Origin of the sequence: Variovorax sp. LjRoot175 (genome assembly GCF_964253805.1) — a bacterium.
Lineage (GTDB): Bacteria > Pseudomonadota > Gammaproteobacteria > Burkholderiales > Burkholderiaceae_C > Variovorax.
Map to the genome: position 1 here is coordinate 2274870 of NZ_CAXURY020000001.1, position 22004 is coordinate 2296873.

Below are 22004 nucleotides of genomic sequence, written 5' to 3' on the forward strand. Positions count from 1 at the left end.
CCTTAGCGCAACTGCGGGGGGCTTTCTGTAGTCGCAATCCGATGCCGGGCCCCGCGTTCAGCCGGGCCGGGCGTGCGCACTCCGGCGTCATGTTCTTCCGCGATGTGGGCGAAGCGGCCGAGCAGTTGCGCCGCCGTCGCGGTGCCGGCGACGCGCTCGCGCAGCGCGGCCGGGTCGATGCCATTTGCCTGCAGCTCGCCGGCCATGCAGTCGATGTAGCCGCGCATGACCTCGGCATCGAATTCGGGATGGAACTGCACGCCCCAGGCGCGCAGCCTGACGCGGAAGGCCTGGTGAGGTTCGAAAGCGTTGCCTGCGAGCAGCACGGCGCCTTCGGGCAGCCGCAGCGCGCGTTGCCAATGCACCTCCTGCGCGTCGAAGCGCGCGGGCAGCCCCTGCAGCAACGGGTCGTCCTTTGCCGTGTCGGCCAGCGCGATCTCGACGGTGCCGATTTCCAGCCCGCCCGGGTGATTGCCGGCCTCGCCGCCCAGCGCATGCGCCAGCAACTGGTGGCCGAAACAGATGCCCAGGACCGGCGTGCCGTGGGCGACCAGTTGCGCCATCCAGGCGCCGGTGGCTTCGCTCCAGGGCTCGCGGTGCGAGACCATCGCATGCGAGCCGGTCACGATCGCGCCCGAGATCTGTTCGGGCGGCGGCAGCGTGTCGCCGCGGCGCGGATCGAGCACCATGATCGGCAGCCGGGTGGCGCCGAGGCCGGCCGCCACCCAGTGCTCGAAGTCGCCACGGGCCTCGCGCAGCGCGTCGAAGGTCTCGCCGAGCTTGATGATCGCGAGAGGTCGGGGGCAGGTGTCTTCCATCTCCCGGATCATGCCGCAGTCTCGAGCGCTTCGATGGCGGCCGCGGCGCGCTCGGCCACCCGCGCCACCACGTCCTGGCGCTGCGGCGCCTCGCGCCAGCGCAGGCGGGCGCTGCTTTCCCAGTCGGGGTGGCTGCGTGCCGGCTGCGCGGCGCGCACGAGCTCGGCCAGGGGGCGCTGGGCGGCTTCGGTACTGCCCGCGGCCGCGCCGGCGGCGATGCGGTCGACGGCCGCATGGCCGCGCTGCTCCAACGCGCGCAAAAGCTTGAGCTGCCAGCTTGCGATCACGAACAGCACGCGGTCTTCCACCGTGAGCTCGTGCACGTCGCGCAGCTTGTTGGCGAGCTTGCGGCCCAGCGGCCCCAGGCCTTGCGAGACCGCGCCGCCGATGGCGCCGCCGAGCGCTGCGCCCGCACCCAGCGAGAGGCCATGGAGCGCCAGGTCGGCCACCACGCCGACGGCGGCACCGACGGCCACGCCCTTGCCGAGCAGTACGCTGGCGTCCTTCAGCGCCTCGGGGTGGAAGAAGTCCATGGTCCAGCGGCCTTCGACCATCGGCAGCGGCGCCTCGTCGGCATCGCCCTCGCGGAAACCGTAGAGCGCGAGCAGGTCGTCCGCACATCGTTGCGCCTTGTCGAACACGTCTTTCTGCAGCGCGGCGATCAGGCGCTGGCGGCTGCTTTCGACGGCGAATTCGACGGCCGATACGCTGCGGCGCATCGCGGCCGCATCGACCAGCAGCTCGGCGACGCGCGTCGCCGCCGCCCGACGCCGCTGGGCGAACTCGGCTTCGAGATAAGCGGCCACGCCGTCGAGCTGTGCGCGCCGGTCGCGCAAGAGCGTCGCGAGGTCGCGGTAGAGCTCGCGCTCGGCGCCGACGAAGGGCGCGGCTGCATCGAAGCGCACCACCACGTGCAGGCCGTAGGCCGAGAGCAGTTCTTTCCAGGCGGCCTCGCGAGTCGCCGCATCGCGCACGAAGTTGAGCACCGGCAGCACCGGCCGCGCGCAAGCGTTGAGGAGCTCGATCTCGGCGCGGAACTTGGGCAGCACCGGCTCGCGCGCATCGATCACCAGGAAGGCGGCATCGACCTCCAGCAGTGCCCGCAGCACCTTGGCCTCCTGCTCGAAGACGCCGTGCGCCTCGGGTCCCTGGAGGAAGCGGCGCACGCGCTCGGGCGGCGTGAGGTCCTTGTCGTCGAAGGCGGCCAGATGTTCGCGCAGCGCGACCGCGTCTTCCAGGCCCGGCGTGTCGAGAAAGCGCACCGCGGCGCGGCCGCTCACCTGAAGCTCGACGGCTTCGACATGGCGCGTGGTGCCGGGCTGCTGCGACACCTCGCCGAAATTCACGCGCCGCGTCAGCGTGCGTAGCAGCGAGGTTTTGCCTGCGTTGGTATGGCCGACGACGGCGATGCGGATGGGCTCCGTCGTCGTCATGCCCATCCGCGCAACGCGGCCTCCGGTGCGTCGCTGGCGACGATGCCTTCCAGGCCGGCATCGGCCAGCCAGGCATGCCAGCGCTGAGGCGTCGCTTGCGCATCGCCGCCGAGCAGCCACAGCCGGCACTCGCTGCTGAGCGAGGCCACCTCGCGCAGGAAGCGCTCGGTGCCGCGGTCCGGGCTGGAAGCCGCGTTGCAGCCGACCAGCACGCGCCGCGGCCGTAGCCGGGCCAGTGTGTCGAGCAGTTCGCGCCGCGCGCTCGCGCTGCCGTCGATGCGCAACACTTGCGCGCCCGCCGCAGCGAGCGCGGCCGGCGGCCAGGGCAGCTCGTCCGGCAGTTCGAAGCCGATGGCCATCAGCGTGTCGGCGGTCTCGCCCGCGACCAGTCCGGTAGCAGCGCCATGCGGCAGGCGGCCAGGATCGGCATCCACGATCTGCCGCGGCGCCATCGCTTCGAAGCGCGCCAGCAGCCGGCGGTAGTAGGGCTGCGAAAGATCCGGCGCAAGCGCCTTCTTGCGCGCCTGCCAGACCAGCGCGCAGAGCAGCGCGAAGAAAAGGCGCGGTAGCAGCCCGTAGACCACGATGCAGCCGGTGAGCCACAGCGCCCAGGCGCGCTGGCCGGCCGCGGCGGCGAGCGGCGAAAGCACGGTCTGCGCGTCCGGCACCGGAAAGCCCAGCCAGGCCGGCGCCGCCCCGAGCAGCTGCACGCCGCGCACGAAGAAGGCCGGGTCGAGGATGGTCGTCTCCCAGCTCAGCGTGTAGTTGCGGAAGGCCAGCGCGAAGAGCAGGACGGCGAGCATCACCGCGAAGGAGAGCGACCAGATCGCGTGGCTCGCGAAGCCCAACGCCCAGGGCAGGAGACGCGCGCGCGCCAGGAGGCGCGTGGCCGCGCGCAGCAGGATCGGCGTTTGGCCGCGCTTGCCGCCGGCCACGCGGGCCGTGAGCGCCAGCCACAGCCAGCCGAAGGAGGCGTTGAAAGAGCCCAGCGGCACCAACAATCCGAAGAGCCACAGCAGCAGGGTCAAGAGGTGCAGGCCCAGCAGGCTGGCGAGCGCCACCACCACGTTGATGCTGCGCGCGCTGCCGTCGACCACGCTGCCGGCGAGCGTGAGGCCGCCCGCGACGATCAGCGCCACCAGCGCCAGCAGCACCCAGGGGGCCCAGGCGCGGGCGCGTTCCAGTTCGTTCAGCAGGCCGATGCGCTGCCCGAGCAGGCGTGCGCGTTCGATGATCCGGCCACAGCCGTCGGACCGTAGCGCCATGGCCTCGCGCACTGCCTGCGCGTCGTCGAGCGGGCCCGCCTCTTCGACCAGTTGCAAGGCCTCGGCGATCGTCGCATCCTGGAAATCAAAGCGCTGCGCTGCGGGGTTCAACGGCTTCCTTCAAAGAGAGCGCGAAATTATGCCCGGCGCCCCCCGGCCGCTCGCTCATGAAAAACGGGGCCGCGATGGCCCCGGATCCGCGCCGAAAGGACGCGGAAAAAGCAACGGTGTGTTTATCTCAGCGAAGGCCGAAGAAGGAGAGCACGGCGACCACGACCACGACCAGCCCAACGATGTAGATGATGGAATTCACGGCGAGGACTCCTCTTGTTGAAGACGATTCCAGGGTGACAGGCACAGGATTTCAAGCTGTAGTCGGCTGTCTTCGCGCACTGTAGGACTCGCCGGAAAGCCTTTGGCCTTCTTTTACTCGTCGTCACCATCTCCCAGGAAGCCGCCGCTCTGATGCGCCCACAGCCGCGCATAGAGCCCGCCCTGCGCCAGCAGCGTGCGGTGGTCGCCCTGTTCGACCACGCGGCCCTCGTCGAGCACGATCAGCCGGTCCATGGCCGCGATGGTCGAGAGCCGGTGCGCGATTGCGATCACGGTCTTGCCTTCCATCAGGCGGTACAGGCTGGCCTGGATCGCGGCCTCGACCTCGGAGTCGAGCGCGCTGGTGGCTTCGTCGAGCAGCAGGATCGGCGCGTCCTTCAGCATCACGCGCGCAATCGCGACGCGCTGGCGCTGGCCGCCCGACAGCTTGACGCCGCGCTCGCCCACGTGCGCCTCGTAGCCGCGGCGGCCGTTCGGGTCGCCCAGCGTCTGGATGAAGTCGTGCGCCTCGGCGCGTTCGGCCGCCACGCGGATCGCCTCCGCGCTCGCGTCGGGCCGGCCGTAGGCGATGTTGTCGGCCACCGAGCGGTGCATCAGCGAGGTGTCCTGCGTGACCATGCCGATGTGCGTGCGCAGCGAATCCTGCGTCACGTGCGCGATGTCCTGGCCGTCGATCAGGATGCGGCCGCTTTCGAGATCGTGGAAGCGCAGCAGCAGGTTCACCAGCGTCGACTTGCCGGCGCCCGAACGGCCGACCAGGCCGATCTTCTCGCCGGGCGCGACGTTGAGCGTGAGGTCGTCGATCACGCGGCGGCCGCCGTCGGCGTAGCGGAAGCTCGCATGATCGAAGCGCACTTCGCCACGTGGCACGGCAAGCACGGCGGCATCGGGCGCATCGAGCACGGTGCGCGGGCGCGACAGCGTCTTCATGCCGTCCTGCACCGTGCCGATGTTCTCGAACAGGCTGGTCATCTCCCACATGATCCAGTGCGACATGCCTTGCAGCCGCAGCGCCATCGCGGTCGCCGCGGCCACCGCGCCGACGCCGACCGCGCCCTGCGACCACAGCCAGAGGCCCGTGCCTGCCATGCCGGCAGTCAGGCCCATGCTGAGCGTGTGGTTGGCGATCTCGAAGGCGCTCACCAGCCGCATCTGGCCGTAGCCGGTGATCATGAATTCCTTCATCGCCGCGCGCGCGAAGCCGGCCTCGCGCTGGGTGTGCGAGAACAGCTTGACGGTGGCGATGTTGGTGTAGGCATCGGTCACGCGGCCGGTCATCATGGCGCGCGCATCGGCCTGCGCCTTGCCGATCTCGCCGAGCCGAGGCACGAAGAAGACGAGCATGGCGATGTAGAGCAGGAGCCAGATCACGAAGGGCAGCATCAGCTGCGGGTCGAGCACGGCCGCGAGCACGATCATGGTCGCGACGTAGACGCCCATGGCCACCAGCACGTCGGCCAGCACGAACACGGTCTCGCGCACCGCCAGCGCGGTCTGCATCACCTTGGCCGTGATGCGGCCCGCGAACTCGTCCTGGTAGAAGGCCATGCTCTGGCCCAGCATCAGGCGGTGGAAGTTCCAGCGCAGCCGCATCGGCAGGTTGACCGCCAGCGTCTGGTGCTTGACCACGGTCTGCAGCGCCACCACCGCGATGCTGGCGACCAGGGCCGCGCCCAGCCACATCAGCGTGTCGCCGCGCTCTTCCCACAGCCGGGCCGGCACCTGGCCGCCGAGCCAGTCGACGATGCGCCCGAGCATCGCGAACAGCAGCGCCTCGAAGGCCGACATCGCGGCCGTGAACAGCGCCATGGCGAGGATCTTGCCGCGCAGGCCTTCGGTGCAGGCCCAGAGAAAGGCGAAGAAGCCGAGTGGCGGCAGTGCGGGTTCGGCGGGGGGATAGGGATGGAGCAGTTTTTCGAAGTAGCGGAACAAGGCGGGCTGTCTCCAGTGAGGCGCCACTGTAACGGCGGGCAGGTGCTTGTGCATGCGCAAGGCCTATGGGTGTGCCATGGGTGCGGAGGCGGGCGGTGTGCCCTGCGCCGGCCGACGTCACCGGCCCTTCGGGCTTCCCTGAGCTGCTCGCGCCAGGCCAGAGCGAACGCCTATCGCCCCGACAAGCGCTCTCCCAGAAAGTCGATGAAGCTGCGCATCTTGGGCGCCATGTACTGGCGGCTGGTGTAGACGGCGAACAGCGTCACCGCCGGCGCGGTGTAGTCGGGCACCAGGCGCACCAGCCGTCCGGCAGCCAGGTCGTCATCGATGAGCCACTCGGGCAGAAAGGACATGCCCATCCCCGCGCGCACCGCATGCAGTGTGAGCGTGGTGTCGTCGGACTTCATCACCGGTTGCAGCCTAAGCGGCACCTGCCGCCCGCCCGGCCCCTTGAGCGCGAGCCCTTCGATATTGACGTAGCTCGGCACGATGGCGCCGAGCTTCGCCAGGTCGGCCGGCACGGCAGGTACGCCGGCGCGCGCGAGGTAGTCGGCCGCGGCGACCAGGTGGAACTGCAGGCGGCACAGCGGTCGCGCGATGAGCGCCGGCGAGGGCTCCTGCGTCGCGCGCAGGGCGAGGTCGTAGCCGTCGGCCGCGAGATCGACCTTGCGGTTCTCCAAGTGCATGTCGACCAGCACTTCCGGAAAGCGCTCGCGGTAATCGGCCAGCACGCGGGCAATGCGCGGCGTGGCGCACCACACGGGCGCGCTGACCTTGAGCTGGCCGCGCGGCGCCTCGTTCTTCTGGCCGATCGCGGCCTCGGCCGCATCGAGCAGGTCGAGCGCGCGCCGGCTCTGCTCGTACCAGGCCTGGCCCGCTTCGGTCAGGCTCAGATGCCGGCTCGAGCGATGCAGCAGGCGCGCGCCGAGCGACTTCTCGAGCTGCGCCACGTGCTTGCTGGCCATCGGCGCCGAGACGCCCAGGCGCTCGGCCGCGGCGACGAAGCTGCCCGATTCGACGACGTCGCGAAACACGCGCAGGCTGGTCAGCCGGTCCATGGTTGATTTCCTGCAGAGAAACGATTCGATGAATCCTAGCCTATCGATTTCTCGAAGGGAAATCTCTAGACTGGCAGTCATGACCACCCAAACCCTTCCCACCTATTTCATCTCCCACGGCGGCGGCCCCTGGCCGTGGATGAAGAAGGAAATGGGCGATGCCTATGCCCAGCTCGAAGCCGCGCTGGCCGACATGCCGCGCCAGATCGGCCGCCGGCCCGACGCCATCCTGATGATCTCGGCGCACTGGGAAGCGCCGGCGTTCACCGTGATGGGCAACCCCAAGCCGCCCATGATCTACGACTACGGCGGCTTCCCCGAGCACACCTACCACGTGCATTACGACGCGCCCGGTTCGCCCGAGCTCGCGCGGCGCGTGCAGGGGCTGATCGAGGCCGCCGGGCTGCCCGCGAGCCTGGATCCGGAACGCGGCTTCGACCACGGCATGTTCTCGCCGATGGCCGCGATCTATCCGAAGGCAGACGTGCCGGTGGTGCAGCTGTCGCTCAAGCGCGGCCTCGATCCGGCCGAGCACCTGGCGCTGGGCCGGGCGCTCGCGCCGCTGCGCAACGAGAACGTGCTGATCGTCGGCAGCGGCCTGAGCTATCACAACCTGCGCAACTTCGGTCCGCAGGCGCATGAGCCGTCGAAGGCCTTCGACGACTGGCTGGCCGCGACCGTGGATGCGGCGCCGGCGCAGCGGGCCGAGCGCCTGCTCGACTGGTCGCAGGCGCCCGCGGCTCGCATTGCGCATCCGCGCGAAGAGCACCTGATCCCGCTGATGGTCGCGGTCGGCGCCGCCGAGCAGGACACCGGCAAGCGCATCTACCACGAGGACGCCTTCATGGGCGGCATCGCGGTGTCGAGCTACCGCTTCGGTGCGGCGGCCGGCGACGCGGCTTGATCGACGCCGGCACAATGTGCCGGTGCCAGATCTCCACACTTTCGACCCCGTGGCCGATGCCCAGGCGCATCGGCTGATTGCCCGCACCGACGCGCTGTCCATTCATCACGATGCCTTGCACGACGGCCTGCGCGTGCGCTGGCGCCGCTTCGGCGACGGCCCGCCGCTGGTGCTGCTGCATGGCGGCCATGGCAGCTGGATGCACTGGCTGCGCAATATCGAGGCGCTGTCGGCCGCGCACACGCTGTGGCTGCCCGACATGCCGGGCTTCAACGACTCTGACACGCCGCCGCGGCCCGCGCCGGGCCAGGAGGCCTTGGGCCCCTCGCTCGATGCAATGGTCGCCACGCTCGACAGCCTGATCGGCGCGCAGACCGAGATCGACCTCGGTGGCTTCTCCTTCGGCGGCCTGGTTGCGGCGAAGTTCGCACTCCGGCGCGGCGGCATCCGGCGCCTGGCCCTGATGGGCAGCGGCGGGCACGGAACGATGCGTCGCATGACGGTCGACATGATCAACTGGCGCGCCGCCGAGGACCGCGAGGAAGAGCGCGCTGCGCTGTTGCACAACCTCGGCGCGCTGATGCTGCACGAGCCCTCGGCCATCGATGCGCTGGCCTTCGCCATCCATGACGTGTCCTGCCACGGCACGCGCTTTCGCAGCAAGGAAGTCTCGATGACGGGCGGGCTGCAGGCCGCGCTCGACGCGCTCGGCGGGCCGCAATTGCTGGTCTGGGGCGAACACGACGTGACGGCCGATTCGCGGCCGCTGGTTGCGCAGCTCACGGCCGGCCATCCTCAGCGCGAGGGCGCGGTGGTCGACGGCGCGGGCCACTGGGTGCAGTACGAGCGCGCGGCCGAGGTGAATGCGCTGCTGCTGCGCTTCTTTGCCTGAGTTACTGCTTCGTCAGCCCCAGCCTGCGAATGATGGCAGCGGTCGCGGCCAGGCCCGGCGGCTACAACTCGGCCTCGAGCAACAGCGCATCCGAACTCGCCATGCTGCAGTTGCTCGGCGAGCAGCGGAAGGTGGTCAACGCGCGCTACAAGGGCGACATGCAGGCCATGACCGATCTCCTGGGCGGGCAGATCCACATGATGTTCACCACCGGCACCCTGGCACCTGGCTTCGTGGGAAGGGCGCATCCGCGCCCTCGTCACGCTGCAGCCGCAGCGCAGTGCTTTGCTGCCCGAGGTGCCGACGGCGAGCGAGCTGGGCCTGGGCAAGCTCACTATCTCGCCGTGGGCCGGCTTCTTCGGGCCGCCGGGGCTGCCTGCAGCGATCACCGACAGGCTTTCGACCGAGCTGCAGAACACGCTGGCGCGGCCCGAAGTGCGCGAGCAGCTCGTGCAGCAGGGCTTCGAGGGCTACGGCATGAGCCCGGAGAAGTTCGCCGCTTTCTTTCGCACGCAGTACGACGCCTTCGGCGCGACGGTGAGGCAGCACAAGCTGAAGTTCGAGTAGCAGCTCAGCGGTCGATGCTGTGCGCGTGGCGCTGCCAGAAGGCGGCATCGGGAAAGCCGCCCGCACCGGCCGCCGCGTTGTCCGCCATGTGCTCGGGCCGGCTGGTGCCGGGGATGGTGCAGGTCACGGCCGGGTGGCTCAGCACGAACTTCAACAACAGCTGCGCCCAGCTCGCGCAGCCGATCTCGGCGGCCCAGGCGGGCAGGGGCTTGCCGCGCAGCCGGCGCATGAGGCTGCCGCCGCCGAAAGGCATGTTGGCGATGACCGCGACGCCGCGCTCGGCCGCGAGCGGCAGCAGGCGTTGTTCGGCCTCGCGCGCATCGAGCGAGTAGTTGATCTGCAGGAAGTCGAGCTTCTGCTCGCGCAGCACGGCCTCGACCTCGGCGTAAGCCGACGAGGTGTAGTGTGTGATGCCGAGATAGCGCACGCGGCCCTGCTCCTGCCAGCCGCGCAGCGTTTCGAGGTGGGTGCGCCAGTCGACCAGGTTATGCACCTGCATCAGGTCGATGTGTTCGGTGCGCAGGCGCTGGAAGGACTGCGCCATCTGCGCGATGCCGGCCTCGCGGCCGCTGGTCCAGACCTTGGTGGCGAGGAAGGCGTTGTCGCGATGCCCGGCCGCGGCCAGCAGCTCGCCCGTCACGGCCTCGGCGCGGCCGTACATAGGCGAGCTGTCGATCAGCTTGCCGCCGGCGGCGAACAGCGCATCGAGCACGCCGGGCAGGCGCTGGTGCTCGGCGCTGCCGGCGGCGACATCGAAGCCCATCCAGGTGCCGCAGCCGATGACGGGGAGGGCTTCCTGGGTGGAGGGGATGGGGCGGGTGGTCATGCCTCAGGCGAGCGTCAGCTCGACGTGCACGCGGCGCCCGATGGCGGTCGCGATGTTGACCAGCGCGTCGAGCGAAAAACGGGATACGCGGCCTCGCAGCAAGTCGTTCATGCGCGGCTGCGTGATGCCGCAGTGCGTGGCGGCTTGTGTTTGAGTCCAGCCATTTGCTTGCACGATGGCCGCGATTTTTTGCATCAGCTCTGCGCGCGTGCGGAGATTGGCTGCCTGCTCGGGCGTGTCGGCGATCGCATCCCAGACGCTGGCGTAAGTGGTGGTGCTCATTGGATAAACCTCCGCGCTGCGCGCTGCGGTATTCGCCTTGGGAACGGCCTGGCGGTTCATGCTTGCTCCTTGATGCATTGTTGAAAGCGGCGTCGTGCGGTTTCGATGTGCTGTCGCGACGTGGCCTGTGTTTTCTCTTGGAAGGCGTGCAGAACGATCACGGCGTCAGCCATCCGTGCGGTGTAGATGACGCGATAGGTGCCGGCGCTGTCCCAAACTCTGAGTTCTTCGACGCCCTTGCCGATCGCGGGCATGGGCTTGAGGTCATCAGGCTGCTGGCCACGCTGCACCTTGTCGAGTTGATAACCGGCATCTTGTTGGGCATCCGGCGGAAATTCCTTCAAGCATTTGAGAGCGTCGCCCAGAAAGCGGATCGGCTTCATGAGTATATTCAAATGGATATAGATCGATCAAGCGTGTCTTGAAGGCGCGCGGAGGGCAGGGGATTAAAAAATCCTGAGACGGCCCAAGAATACTGTATAAAAATACAGTTATTCGATCCATCATGGGCCTCCCTTCCTTCGACTCCTTTTCCTCTTCTGCGCGCCACAAGGTCTGGCGCGGGGACGAGCTGGGCCTGGCCGACGGGCAGGTCATCGGCACCGGCCATGCGGCGCTCGATGCGCAGCTGCCCGGCGGCGGCTGGCCGGTGGGGGCGATGACCGAGCTGCTGCAGTCCGCGCCCGAGGCGCATGCCTGGCAACTGCTGCTGCCTGCGCTGGCGCAGGCGGTGCAGGGCGGCACCGGCCCCGTGGTCTTGATCGGCGCACCGCAGGAGCCCTTTGGCCCCGCGCTGGCGGCGCGCGGCTTGCCGGTGGAGGCGCTGCTGTGGGTTCGTTGCGAGGCATCGGCGGCCAGGCTGTGGGCCTGCGAACAAGCCTTGCGCTGCGCCGACATGGCCGCCGTGCTGGCCTGGCTGCCGCAGGCGCGCGTGGGCGAGCTGCGGCGGCTGCAGCTCGCGGCGGCGCAGCACGACAGCCTGCTGTTCGTGTTCCGGCCCGAGACAGCGGCCCATTCGACCTCGCCGGCGCGGCTGCGCCTGCGGTTGGCGAGCTGCGAGGACGACAGCGCGCAAATCGACGTCCACATCCTCAAGCGCCGCGGCCCGCCGCTGGCTTCGCCCATCCGGTTGCCGGCGCGCAGCGAACGCATGACGGCGCTGCTCGCGGCCAGCCAGCTCAGGCGCAAGTTGCGGCGGCAGCAGGAGGGCGGGTTGCAGCCGATGGCGGAGGGCGCGACCGTGGTCCGCCTCGGCCTCCACCAGGAGAAAGGCCATGCACTGGATCGCATTGCGCTGGCCGCCTGAGCTCCTCTCCGATACCGCGCTGCCGTTGCCGCCCCTCGAGGCGCTCGGCTGGTGGGCCTTGCAGTTCACGCCGCGCGTCGCCTGGGTCGACGACGAGGCGCTGCTGCTCGAAGTCTCGGCCTGCGAGCGGCTCTGGGGCGGGCGCCTGGCGCTGATGCGCGAGCTGGCGCGAACCAATCCCGCGCCGGTGCCCGTGCAGCGGGCACAGGGCGCGACCAGCCTGATCGCGCTCGCACGGCTGCGCATGTTCGCGCGCGGCGAAGAGCCGCCGGGCGACTCGTCTTCCGACCTGCCGCTCGACACGCTGAGCGCGGCGCGCGATCACCTCGACGTGCTGGCGCACCTGGGTTGCCGCACCTGGGGCGACGTGGCGGCGCTGCCGCGCGGCGGGCTCACGCGCCGCTTCGGCAAGGAACTGCGCGAAGCGCTCGATGCCGCCTGGGGCCTGCGCCCCGAAAGCCATGCCTGGCTCACGCTGCCCGACGCGTTCGAGCAGAAGCTGGAGCTGCCCGCGCTGGCCGAAAGCGCGCCCGAACTCATGTGGTCGGCCAACCGCCTGCTCAGCGCGCTGCAGATCTGGCTCGCCGCGCGCCAGCGCGGCGCGGTGGCGCTCGAACTGCAATGGACGCTCGACCTCCGGCGCTTCAACGGCGTCGACCTGCCGCCGCACCAGCAGGTCACGGTGCGCACGGCCGAGCCCACGCAGGACATGGCGCACCTGCGGCGTCTTCTGGCCGAGCGGCTCGCGCTCACGACGCTGGCCGCGCCCGCCAGCTGGCTGCGCCTGCGCTCGATCGAGACCACGCCCTGGGCCGGCGCCAGCACGAGCTTTCTGCCGGAAGACAACCGCAAGGGCGACAAGCTGCACGAGCTGGTCGAGCGGCTCAGCGCGCGGCTGGGCGCGCAGCAGGTGCTGCGCGCGGTCGCACAGGCCGACCATCGGCCGGAACGCAAGCAGGTGTGGAAGCCCGCATTGCACAAGGCGCGCGCCGATGCGTCGCCTGTCTCGCAGCCGGATGCGCTCTATCCATCGTGGCTGTTGCGCGAGCCCCTGCGGCTGGACATGGAGGGCGAGCGCCCGTGCTACCAGGGCCGCCTGCGCAAGCTGGTCGGGCCGCAGCGGGTGGAGGCCGGCTGGTGGGGCGAGGGCCAGCCCGTGGTGCGCGATTACTACATCGCGGAAAGCCCGAAGGCCGGCCTGGTGTGGATCTATCGCGAGCGGCCTTCGTCCTGCTTCACTTCCGAGGCGCCGCGCTGGTACCTGCAGGGCATGTATGCCTGAACTCAGCGACAAGCAGATCCAGAAGCGCGCACGGGCCTCGGCCACGGTGCATGCGCTGCCGTGGCGGTCGCAGCCCGAGCCGCTGCAGGCGCCGAGCCTGCCTTCTTATGCCGAACTGCACTGCATCACGAACTTCAGCTTCCAGCGTGGCGCATCGCACCCCGAAGAGCTGGTGCAGCGTGCCTACGACCTCGGCTACGAGGCGCTCGCGATCACCGACGAATGCTCGGTGGCCGGCGTGGTGCGCGCGCACGAGGGGCTCAGGGAATACCTCGAAACGCTGGCCCCCACGGAACGACATCCGTTCCGGCTGCTGTTCGGCAGCGAGTTCGCGTTCGAGCGCTTCAAGCTGGTGACGATCGCGCACGACCTCGAAGGCTGGGGCAATCTCTGCGAGTTCATCACCGCGGCGCGCACCACGGCGCCCAAGGGCAGCTACCGCGTGAGCTGGGCGCAAAGCGACGTGGCCTCGCTGCGCGATTGCGAAATTCTTTTCGTGCCGCTGCGCACGCCGGGCGCCATGCCCGATGTTGCAGCGCTCTGCGCCGATGTGGCTGAGGCCGCGCGTCTTTTCGAGGGGCATCTCTGGATTGCGGTCGAGTTGCAGAACGAGCTCGACGACGACCTCTGGCTCGCCGCCTTGCAGCAGGCGAGTGCGCAAACCGGCGTGCCGCTGGTGGCGGCCGGCGACGTGCACATGCACGTGCGTTCGCGCAAGCCGCTGCAGGACGTGATCACCGCCGTGCGCGAAGGCAGGCCGGTGGCCGAGTGCGGCTTTGCGCTGCAGTCCAATGCCGAGCGGCATCTGCGTTCGCGCCTGCGCCTGGCCGAGCTCTATCCGGCCGAGCTGCTCGCCAACACGCTCGAAGTCGCGCGGCGCTGCCGCTTCGATCTCGACGTGATCCGCGAGCACTACAAGTACCCGCTCGAGAGCGTAGCGAGCGGCGAGACGCCGGCCGAGACGCTGGTGCGCAAGACCTGGGAGGGCGCGCGAGTGAAATATCCCGCGGGCATTCCGCAGAAGGTGCGAGCGCAGGTCCAGCACGAGCTCGACCTGATCGTCGAACTTCACTACGAGATGTTCTTCCTCACCGTCGAAGACATCGTGCATTTCGCACGCTCCAAAGACATCCTGTGCCAGGGCCGCGGCTCATCCGCCAACTCGGCCGTCTGCTACTGCCTCGGCATCACCGCCATCGACCCCGATACCGGCCACCTGCTGTTCGAGCGCTTTTTGAGCCGCGAGCGCCGCGAGCCGCCCGACATCGACGTCGACTTCGAGCACCAGCGGCGCGAGGAGGTGATCCAGTACATCTACCAGAAATACGGCCGCGACCGCGCCGCCATCGCCGCGGTCGTGATCTGCTACCGCTCGCGCAGCGCGTTGCGCGACGTGGGCAAGGCGCTGGGCATCGATGCGCGTCTCGTCGACGAGTTCGCCAAGGACCACTACTGGTTCGACCACGTCGTGCTCGACCAGCGCCTCGAAGAAGCGATGCAGCGCGTGAACCTGCGGGAAGACATGCGGAAGCTGTACCAGTGGATCGAGCTCACGCAGCAGCTCAAGGGCTTTCCGCGCCACCTGAGCCAGCACGTGGGCGGCTTCGTGCTCACGCAGACCAAGCTCACGCGCCTGGTGCCGGTCGAGAACGCGTCGATGAAGGACCGCTCCGTCATCCAGTGGGAAAAGGACGATCTCGAGGCCATGGGCATGCTCAAGGTCGACGTGCTGGCGCTCGGCATGCTGAGCGCGATCCGGCGCGCGCTGGCCATGGTCAACGGCTGGCGCAAGACGGCGCTGCAAATGCACCAGATACCGAACGACGACGAGGCCGTGTTCGACATGATCTGCGATGCCGACACCATCGGCGTGTTCCAGATCGAGAGCCGGGCGCAGATGTCGATGCTGCCGCGCCTCAAGCCGAGAACTTATGAAGACCTGGTGATCGAAGTTGCGATCGTGCGGCCGGGGCCGATTCAGGGCGGCATGGTGCACCCGTACCTGAAGAACCGCGAGAAGGTGCGCAAAGGCATTCCCATCGAATACGCGAAGGAAGCTTTGCGCCCTGCGCTCGAGCGCACGCTGGGCGTGCCGATCTTCCAGGAGCAGGTGATGCAGATCGCGATCATCGCCGCCGGCTTCACGCCCGACGAGGCCGATCGCCTGCGTCGCGCGATGGCGGCCTGGAAGCGCAAGGGCGGCATCGACAAGTTCCACGACAAGCTGGTGGAGGGCATGGTCGACAGAGAGTACGACCGCGCCTTTGCCGAAGCCATCTACCAGCAGGTGCTGGGTTTCGGCGACTACGGCTTCCCCGAAAGTCATGCCGCGAGCTTCGCGCTGCTGGTGATCGTGAGCAGCTGGCTCAAGCTGCACGAGCCCGCCTGCTTCCTGGCCGCGCTGCTCGACTCGCAGCCCATGGGTTTCTACTCGCCCTCGCAGCTGGTGCAGGATGCGCGGCGTCATGGCGTCGAGGTGCGGCCGGTGGATGTGACGGCGAGCGAATGGGATTGCACCCTGGAGTCGCCGGCAGAGGTGCCACCTGCCGTCAACCCGCGCTTCGCCACCCGCCTCGGCAACCTGAGCCAACCTGCCGTGCGCCTCGGCCTGCGCCGCATCGCCAGCCTCAGCGAGGCCGGCGCGAAGCGCATTCTCGAAGCCCGCGCCCAGGCCGCCTTCACCAGCACCGAAGACCTGGCCCTGCGCGCCGAACTCGACGCCAAGGACATGGCGGCGCTCGCAGCGGCCGATGCATTGATCACGCTCTCGGGCCACCGCCGCCAGCAGGTGTGGGATGCCACCGCGCAGCGCCGTGCGCCGGCGCTGCTCAAGGGCGTGCCCATCCACGAAGCGGCCCTGCAACTGCCCCTCGCGCCCGAGGGCGAGGAGATCGTGGGCGACTACGCCTCGCTGGGCTTCACGCTGCGCCGCCATCCCCTGGCGCTGCTGCGCCCGCGGCTCGCGCGCATGAGGCTATCGAGCGCCGAACAGCTGCGCGAGGTGCCGAGCGGCCAGACCGTGCGCGCCTGCGGCATCGTGATGGGACGCCAGCGCCCGCAGACCGCCAAGGACACCATCTTCGTCACGCTCGAAGACGAGACCGGCAACGTCAACGTGATCGTCTGGAGCCACGTGGTCGAGGCCTGGCGCGAGCCGCTGCTCAAGTCGCACCTGCTCGCGGTGCAGGGCACCTGGCAGCGCGACGTGGACAGCGGCGGCGAGGTGCGCCACCTGGTGGCCACCGGCTTCAAGGACCTCACGCCGCTGCTCGGCCGGCTGGCCAAGAGCAACAAGAGCCGCGATTTCCACTGACAATCGTTCAACGGCCACTGCGGCCAGCAGCGCCGCCCGGAGGTAGTTCTCATGTCTCTTCTTGTCGTTGGCCTCATCCTGTTCCTTGGCATTCATTCGGTGTCGATCGTCGCGCCCGCCTGGCGCGGTGCACAGATCGAACGGCGCGGCGAGCGGGTTTGGAAAGGCATGTACGCCCTGGCCTCGCTCGCCGGCCTGGTGTTGCTTATCTATGGTTATGGCCTGGCTCGCCAGACGCCGGTGGTGCTTTACACGCCGCCGCCCGCGCTGCGGCATGTCGCGCTGCTGTTGATGCTGCCGGTGTTTCCACTGCTGTTCGCGGCCTACCTGCCCGGGCGCATCCAGCGAACGGTCAAGCACCCCATGCTGCTTGCCGTGGCGCTCTGGGCAACGGCGCACCTGCTGGGCAATGGCACGCTGGCCGACGTGTTGCTGTTCGGGGCTTTCCTCGTCTGGGCAGTGGCCGACTGGATCTCCGTCCAACGCCGCGCTGTGCCACACAGCGTGCCTGGCGCTCCGCCGGGTGCTCTGAACGACATCATGGCGCTCGCGGGTGGCTTGGTGGTGTATGCCGGCTTCCTGTTTGGGGCACACCGTTGGCTGACTGGGGTGTCGCTGCTCGCTTAGTCGGCAGAACTACTTCTTCGGCGCGTCCAGCTTCGCCTTCGCCGGGCCGGCCTCCGCGACATCCGCCCATGCCTTGGCATCGAAGCGGAACTCGGCGACGGCGCAGGTGGGCATGTCGATGATCTCGCTCGACAGCCGGTGCGCGAGCTCGGTGAACTCGGGGTTGTGGCCGAAGAGCATCACGCGGTCCAGCTTGTCGTCGAGCGCGCAAATGACGGCCAGCAGGTCGTCCGGGCTGCTGGCGTAGAGCCGCTCATCGACGACGATGTTCTTGCGTGGGTAGCCGATCTCGTCGGCGATGAGTTGCGCCGTCGTCAGCGCCCGCAGCGCCGGGCTCGACACGAGCAGATCGGGTTTCACCCCGCGCTGGGTCAGGCGCTTGCCCATCCTGGGCGCATCATCGCGGCCGCGATCGTTCAATGGCCGCTCCCGATCGGGCAAGGACGGATCGTCGCGACTCGACTTGGCATGCCGCACCAGAAACAAGGTTTTCATGGTCAGCCTTTTCGCCGATGCACTCGGCATGGTGAGGAATATTGTCGGCTGTTGCCTGAGGTGGTGGAAAATTGGATTCCGCCTCCTCGAGCTACCTGGAGTTCCGCCATGGTTGTGCCGTCGCTCTCACATCGCGAACGCGGATTGCTGATCCTGTTCGCCTTGCTGTGGGTGACCGCCATCATTGGGCCCGCGCTGCCGACGCCCGAAATGGCCGCTGCGGCCTTTGCCGACAACCGTGCCTGGCACGGGCTCCCGAACGCGATGGACGTGCTGAGCAATCTGCCCTTTGCGGCGATCGGCATCTGGGGCCTGCTCCGGCTGCGCCGGCTGGACCGGGCTCACAAAGACGCTCAGGACGCCGTGCCGGGCCCGCAGCCCCCGAACCAGCTCCCCGACAACGCGCTCGATTGCGCCTGGATGTTCTTCGCGGGACTGGTCCTCACCGCCGCGGGCTCGGCCTTCTATCACGTGCAGCCCGACGGTCTGCGGCTGGCCGCAGACCGTGCCGGCATGGCGGTCGCGTTCGCCGGCATCCTGGGTGTTGCGGTCTGCGACAGGGTGAGTGCGCGCGCCGGCTGGCCGGCGGCTTGGTTCGCGCTGGCCGGGGGGCTGCTGGCAGTGGGCGTCCATCACGAAACCGGGAACGTGCTGCCGTGGGCACTGGTCCAGTACGGCGGCATGGCGCTGGTCCTGACGCTGGCGCTCGCCAAGCCGGTGAGCGGCGCCATCGGGGTCAAGCTGGGCTGGGTGATCTTCTTCTACGGCCTGGCCAAGCTGTTCGAGTTGTCGGACCACGCGATCTACGAGGCGACGCAGCAGCTGCTATCGGGCCACACCCTCAAGCATCTGACGGCGGCGCTCGCGGCCCTGCCCGTGCTGCACGCCCTGGGAAGGCAGACCCTGCGAAACCCTGGAGGCGAAGCGATCGTCACTTCGTAGCTGCCCCGCTTGCGCCGGGCCGGTCAATCCCGTACGCTGGGTCGGCAGAGGCAACACGCGATCCCAACCAGCCGTCCGGCGCGCCTACCGGGCGGGAGGAGACCACCCATGCCAAGCCGATCGAACGGCCTCGCGGCCGAAATGGAGACGGTGCGCACACTGGCGCTCGTCGGGGCCTCGGCCTCGGGCAAGACCACCCTGGCCGAGGCCCTGCTTTACAAGGCGGGCGCCATCGGCGCGCCGGGCAGCGTCGAGCGGGGCAGCACCGTCAGCGACCACGATCCGATCGAGCGGCGCATGCAGCATTCGCTCAACGCATCGGTGATGCACCTGACGCATGCCGGCACGCGCATCCACTTCATCGACACGCCCGGCGGGCCCGACTTCCTCGGCCAGAGCCTGCCGGCGCTGGAGGCGGTCGAAACGGCGGCGGTGGTCATCAATGCCGCCACCGGCATCGAGCCGATGGCCGTGCGCATGATGGAGTACGCAGCCTCGCGCCACCTCGCCCGCATGATCATCGTCAACAAGATCGACTCGCAGGGCATCTCGCTGGCGGGCCTGCTGGCCGACATCCAGGCCACCTTCGGCCGCGAATGCCTGCCGCTGAACCTGCCCGACGGGGTCGGCAAGCAGGTGGTGGACTGCTTCTTCAACCGCTTCGGGCAGTCCGACTTCGGCCCCGTCGAAGCGGCGCACCGCGCGCTGGTGGAGCAGGTGGTCGAGGTCGACGCGGCCTTCGTCGACCGCTATCTCGAAGAGGGCGACGTGGATCCGGCCGAGCTGCACGCGCCGCTCGAGCAGGCGCTGCGCGAAGGCCACCTGATCCCGGTGTGCTTCGTCTCGTCGCGCAGCGGCGCCGGCGTGGCCGAGCTGCTGGACGTGATCGTCAAGCTCCTGCCCGACCCGACTGAGGCCAACCCGCCGAACTTCATCGTCGGCGAGGGTGCCGAGGCCAAGCCCATGGAGGCCAGGCCCGACCCTTCGCTGCACGTGCTGGCGCACGTGTTCAAGGTCACGGTCGACCCCTATGTCGGCAAGATGGGCATTTTCCGCGTGCACCAGGGCACGCTCACGCGCGACAGCCAGCTCTACATCGGCGACGGGCGCAAGCCCTTCAAGGTGGGCCACCTGTTCTTGCTGCAGGGCAAGGACCATGTGGAGGTGTCGCGCGTGCTGCCGGGCGACATCGCGGCCGTGGCCAAGGTCGACGAGATCCATTTCGACGCCGTGCTGCACGACGCGGCCGAGGACGACCGGGTTCACCTCGCGCCGCTGGAATTCCCGATCCCGGTGCACGGGCTGGCGATCGAGCCCAAGCGGCATGGCGACGAGCAGCGCATGTGGGAGATCCTCGGCAAGCTGGTCGACGAGGATCCCTGCCTGCGGCTGGAGCATGTGGTGGTCACCAACGAGACCATCGTCTACGGCCTGGGCGAGCTGCACCTGCGCGTGCTGCTCGAGCGGCTGCGCGAGGTCTACCGCTTCGAGGTCAACACGCGGCCGCCGCGCATCGCCTACCGCGAGACCGTGACGGTGCCGGCCGAGGGCCACCACCGCCACAAGAAGCAGACCGGCGGCGCCGGCCAGTTCGGCGAGGTGTTCCTGCGCATCGAGCCGCTGCCGCGCGGTTCCGGCTTCGAGTTCGCCGACGAGGTGCGGGGCGGAACCATTCCGAGCCAGTTCATCCCCGCGGTCGAGAAGGGCGTGCGCGAGGTGCTCGAACGCGGCGCGATCGCCGGCTACCCGGTGGTCGACGTGCGCGTGGTGGTCTACGACGGCAAGCACCACAGCGTCGACAGCAAGGACATCGCCTTCGCCACCGCCGGCCGCAAGGCCTTCATCGCGGCCATCCAGGCGGCGCGCGCGATCGTGCTGGAGCCGGTGGTGCAGATCGACATCGCCGCGCCGGACACGGCGATCGGCGACGTCACGGGCGACCTGTCGGGGCGGCGCGGCCTGGTCACGGGCACCTCCAACGGCTCGGCGGGCACGGTGCTGATCCGGGGGCAGGTGCCGCTGTCGGAGCTGTCGGGCTACCAGTCGCGGCTCAATGCGCTGACCGGCGGGCAGGGGCGCTACACCATCGAGCTCTCGCACTACGAGGCGGTGCCGCCGGCGCTGCAGCAGACGCTGATGGGACAGCACCGGGTGCGCGACGAGGAGTGAGGCGGGGTCGCCTGCGGTGGCTCATACCGCCGCATGGCCTCCGGTCGCGGCGGGCGTGGCTGCATCGAGAACCGGCGGATGCGTCACGATCGATTTCAACTCGGGCACGGGCTTCGCGAGGCGAGCGAGATCCGGTTGCGGCCGCTGCGTCTCGGGCATGCGCGCGAAAGCGGCTTCCATCGCATGCGCCACCGACAGCAGTTCGGCATCGCCGCGGAAGCGGCCGATGAGTTGAAGGCCGAAGGGCATGCCGCCCGCGTCCACACCGCAGGGCAGCGCGAGCGCGGGGTTGGTGGCCAGCGTTACGACGTAGGTCAGGCCCAGCCAGTGGTAGTAGTTGCGCAGCGGCTGGCCGTTGATCTGATCGAGGTAGGGCAGCGTCCAGGCGAAGGGCGACACCGGCGTGGTCGGCGACAGGATGAGGTCGAAGTCTTCGTAGAGTGCCTGGAACGAACGGAAGATGCGCGTCTGCTCCAGGTGCGCCCAGGTGGCGTCTGCCATCGTCATGTTCGCGCCCATCTCGTAGTTGGCGCGCACGTTGGGCCCGAGCGAGCCCGGGTCGGTTTCGTAGGCCTCGCGGAATGCCGCGACGAAACTTGCTGCACGGACCACGTCGAAACAGCGGTCGGCTTCGCCCATGTCGGGCCGCACCGCGTCGACGCTTCGGAACAGGTGGCGGATCGTTGCGATGCGCTGGCGGAACAGCGTGCGGATGCCGTCGTCCACCGGGCAGACGCCGAAGTCTTCGGTGTAGCCGACGCGCAGCGAAGCCAGGTCCGCGGGCGCAAGCTGCGTGAACGTGCGGCCGTCCACTGCATAGGTGAGCGGGTCGCAGGCATGCTGTCCGACCTGGGCGCCGAACTGCAGACAGGTGTCGGCCACGGTACGCCCCATCGGCCCGATCACCGAGATCGGCGTCCAGCCGAGCTGCCTGCGTTCCACCGGCACCAGCCCCGGCGAGGGACGGAAGCCGACCACCCCGCACAGTGCCGCGGGAATGCGCAGCGACCCGCCGGTGTCAGAGCCGGTTGCCAGCGGCAGCATGCCGGTGGCGAGCGCAGCGGCCGAGCCGCCCGACGAACCGCCCGCATTGCGCATCGGATCGAAGGGATTGCCGGTGGCGCCCCAGACCGGGTTGCGCGTGTTGGCGCCGGCGCCCATTTCCGGCACGTTGGTCTTGCCGACCACGATGGCACCCGCGGCGCGCAAGCGCGCGACGAGCGCGTGGTCGCGCGCGGGCACCTGGCCGCGGAAGCGCGGCGAGCCGTAGGTGGTCAGCAGGCCGACGGTGTCTTCCAGGTCCTTGATGCCGATGGGCAGGCCGTGCAGGCTGCCGAGCGCTTCGCCGCGCAGCACCTGTGCCTCGGCGCGCCGGGCTTCTTCGCGCGCCCGTTCGATGCAGGTGGCGGTGAGCGCGTTGACCGCCGGGTTCAGCGCCTCGATGCGCGCGATGCTGGACTCCAGCACCTCGACGGGCGAGACCTCGCGGCTGCCGATCATGCGGCGCAGTTCGACGGCGGACTGGTCTGGAAGGGTGTTGCCGGATGACATGGATGTGCG

19 protein-coding genes are annotated in these 22004 nt (G+C 69.2%); 9 read left to right on the top strand and 10 right to left on the bottom strand.

Going from position 1 to position 22004, the window contains the following annotated elements; all coding sequences use genetic code 11:
- Positions 1–2: 2 nt before the first annotated feature.
- From ACSQ89_RS11440 to ACSQ89_RS11460, 5 genes are all read right to left on the bottom strand, one after another.
- On the bottom strand, positions 3–818 hold the full coding sequence (locus ACSQ89_RS11440; protein ID WP_093109305.1) for a glutamine amidotransferase: 816 nt from the start codon (positions 816–818) through the stop codon (positions 3–5).
- Positions 819–826: 8 nt separating this feature from the next.
- Entirely contained in the window at positions 827–2251 is a 1425-nt protein-coding gene (locus tag ACSQ89_RS11445) for a GTPase/DUF3482 domain-containing protein (RefSeq protein WP_436292438.1), read from the bottom strand.
- Entirely contained in the window at positions 2248–3627 is a 1380-nt protein-coding gene (locus ACSQ89_RS11450) for a DUF2868 domain-containing protein (RefSeq protein ID WP_436292439.1), read from the bottom strand. The genes ACSQ89_RS11445 and ACSQ89_RS11450 overlap by 4 nt, the downstream gene beginning before the upstream one ends.
- A 315-nt stretch (positions 3628–3942) precedes the next feature.
- A complete protein-coding gene (locus ACSQ89_RS11455) occupies positions 3943–5781 on the bottom strand; it encodes an ABC transporter ATP-binding protein (RefSeq protein ID WP_436296185.1) in 1839 nt (612 codons plus the stop codon).
- A 170-nt stretch (positions 5782–5951) separates the two neighbouring features.
- The gene (locus tag ACSQ89_RS11460; protein WP_436292441.1) at positions 5952–6839 is read right to left on the bottom strand and encodes a LysR family transcriptional regulator; all 888 of its coding nucleotides are present in this window, start codon (positions 6837–6839) and stop codon (positions 5952–5954) included.
- A 79-nt stretch (positions 6840–6918) separates the two neighbouring features.
- Between ACSQ89_RS11460 and ACSQ89_RS11465 the strand changes: the two genes are divergently transcribed.
- The 3 genes from ACSQ89_RS11465 to ACSQ89_RS11475 all read left to right on the top strand — a co-directional run bounded on the left by ACSQ89_RS11465 (position 6919) and on the right by ACSQ89_RS11475 (position 9202).
- Positions 6919–7743 (top strand): DODA-type extradiol aromatic ring-opening family dioxygenase, encoded by an 825-nt coding sequence (locus tag ACSQ89_RS11465; RefSeq protein WP_093109302.1) that lies wholly within the window; start codon positions 6919–6921, stop codon positions 7741–7743.
- Positions 7744–7765: 22 nt separating this feature from the next.
- Positions 7766–8635 carry an alpha/beta fold hydrolase gene (locus ACSQ89_RS11470; protein WP_244503962.1) on the top strand — a complete coding sequence of 290 codons (870 nt, stop codon included), beginning with the start codon at positions 7766–7768 and terminating at the stop codon, positions 8633–8635.
- 297 nt (positions 8636–8932) lie between these two features.
- Positions 8933–9202 carry a tripartite tricarboxylate transporter substrate-binding protein gene (locus tag ACSQ89_RS11475; protein ID WP_436292442.1) on the top strand — a complete coding sequence of 90 codons (270 nt, stop codon included), beginning with the start codon at positions 8933–8935 and terminating at the stop codon, positions 9200–9202.
- Positions 9203–9206: 4 nt separating this feature from the next.
- Here the strand turns inward: ACSQ89_RS11475 and ACSQ89_RS11480 are convergent, their stop codons facing one another.
- From ACSQ89_RS11480 to ACSQ89_RS11490, 3 genes are read right to left on the bottom strand one after another with little or no spacing between them, the layout of a single operon-like run.
- Positions 9207–10028: an aldo/keto reductase gene (locus tag ACSQ89_RS11480; RefSeq protein WP_436292443.1), complete on the bottom strand. Its 822-nt coding sequence runs from the start codon at positions 10026–10028 to the stop codon at positions 9207–9209.
- A 3-nt stretch (positions 10029–10031) separates the two neighbouring features.
- Positions 10032–10370: a helix-turn-helix domain-containing protein gene (locus tag ACSQ89_RS11485; protein ID WP_436292444.1), complete on the bottom strand. Its 339-nt coding sequence runs from the start codon at positions 10368–10370 to the stop codon at positions 10032–10034.
- Complete coding sequence (locus ACSQ89_RS11490) at positions 10367–10693, bottom strand: type II toxin-antitoxin system RelE/ParE family toxin (RefSeq protein ID WP_436292445.1); 327 nt, start codon at positions 10691–10693, stop codon at positions 10367–10369. Before ACSQ89_RS11490 ends, ACSQ89_RS11485 begins: the two co-directional genes overlap by 4 nt.
- Positions 10694–10815: 122 nt before the next feature.
- On the opposite strand from ACSQ89_RS11490, the gene imuA reads away from it, so the two are divergent.
- The 4 genes from imuA to ACSQ89_RS11510 are packed head-to-tail and all read left to right on the top strand — an operon-like array spanning position 10816 to position 16838.
- Positions 10816–11616 carry a translesion DNA synthesis-associated protein ImuA gene (imuA, locus tag ACSQ89_RS11495; RefSeq protein ID WP_436292446.1) on the top strand — a complete coding sequence of 267 codons (801 nt, stop codon included), beginning with the start codon at positions 10816–10818 and terminating at the stop codon, positions 11614–11616.
- Positions 11585–12898 (top strand): Y-family DNA polymerase, encoded by a 1314-nt coding sequence (locus ACSQ89_RS11500; protein WP_436292447.1) that lies wholly within the window; start codon positions 11585–11587, stop codon positions 12896–12898. The genes imuA and ACSQ89_RS11500 overlap by 32 nt, the downstream gene beginning before the upstream one ends.
- Positions 12891–16211: an error-prone DNA polymerase gene (locus tag ACSQ89_RS11505; protein ID WP_436292448.1), complete on the top strand. Its 3321-nt coding sequence runs from the start codon at positions 12891–12893 to the stop codon at positions 16209–16211. Before ACSQ89_RS11500 ends, ACSQ89_RS11505 begins: the two co-directional genes overlap by 8 nt.
- 51 nt (positions 16212–16262) lie before the next feature.
- Complete coding sequence (locus ACSQ89_RS11510; RefSeq protein WP_436292449.1) at positions 16263–16838, top strand: NnrU family protein; 576 nt, start codon at positions 16263–16265, stop codon at positions 16836–16838.
- 9 nt (positions 16839–16847) lie between these two features.
- On the opposite strand, the gene ACSQ89_RS11515 is transcribed toward ACSQ89_RS11510, so the two are convergent.
- Positions 16848–17333, bottom strand: a complete 486-nt coding sequence (locus ACSQ89_RS11515) for a SixA phosphatase family protein (protein WP_436292450.1) — start codon at positions 17331–17333, stop codon at positions 16848–16850.
- 108 nt (positions 17334–17441) lie between these two features.
- On the opposite strand from ACSQ89_RS11515, the gene ACSQ89_RS11520 reads away from it, so the two are divergent.
- Both ACSQ89_RS11520 and fusA read left to right on the top strand, forming a co-directional pair.
- On the top strand, positions 17442–18275 hold the full coding sequence (locus ACSQ89_RS11520; protein WP_436292451.1) for a hypothetical protein: 834 nt from the start codon (positions 17442–17444) through the stop codon (positions 18273–18275).
- A 108-nt stretch (positions 18276–18383) separates the two neighbouring features.
- Positions 18384–20444: an elongation factor G gene (gene fusA / locus ACSQ89_RS11525; protein WP_436292452.1), complete on the top strand. Its 2061-nt coding sequence runs from the start codon at positions 18384–18386 to the stop codon at positions 20442–20444.
- Positions 20445–20465: 21 nt separating this feature from the next.
- On the opposite strand, the gene ACSQ89_RS11530 is transcribed toward fusA, so the two are convergent.
- On the bottom strand, positions 20466–21995 hold the full coding sequence (locus tag ACSQ89_RS11530) for an amidase (protein ID WP_436292453.1): 1530 nt from the start codon (positions 21993–21995) through the stop codon (positions 20466–20468).
- Positions 21996–22004 lie beyond the last annotated feature (9 nt).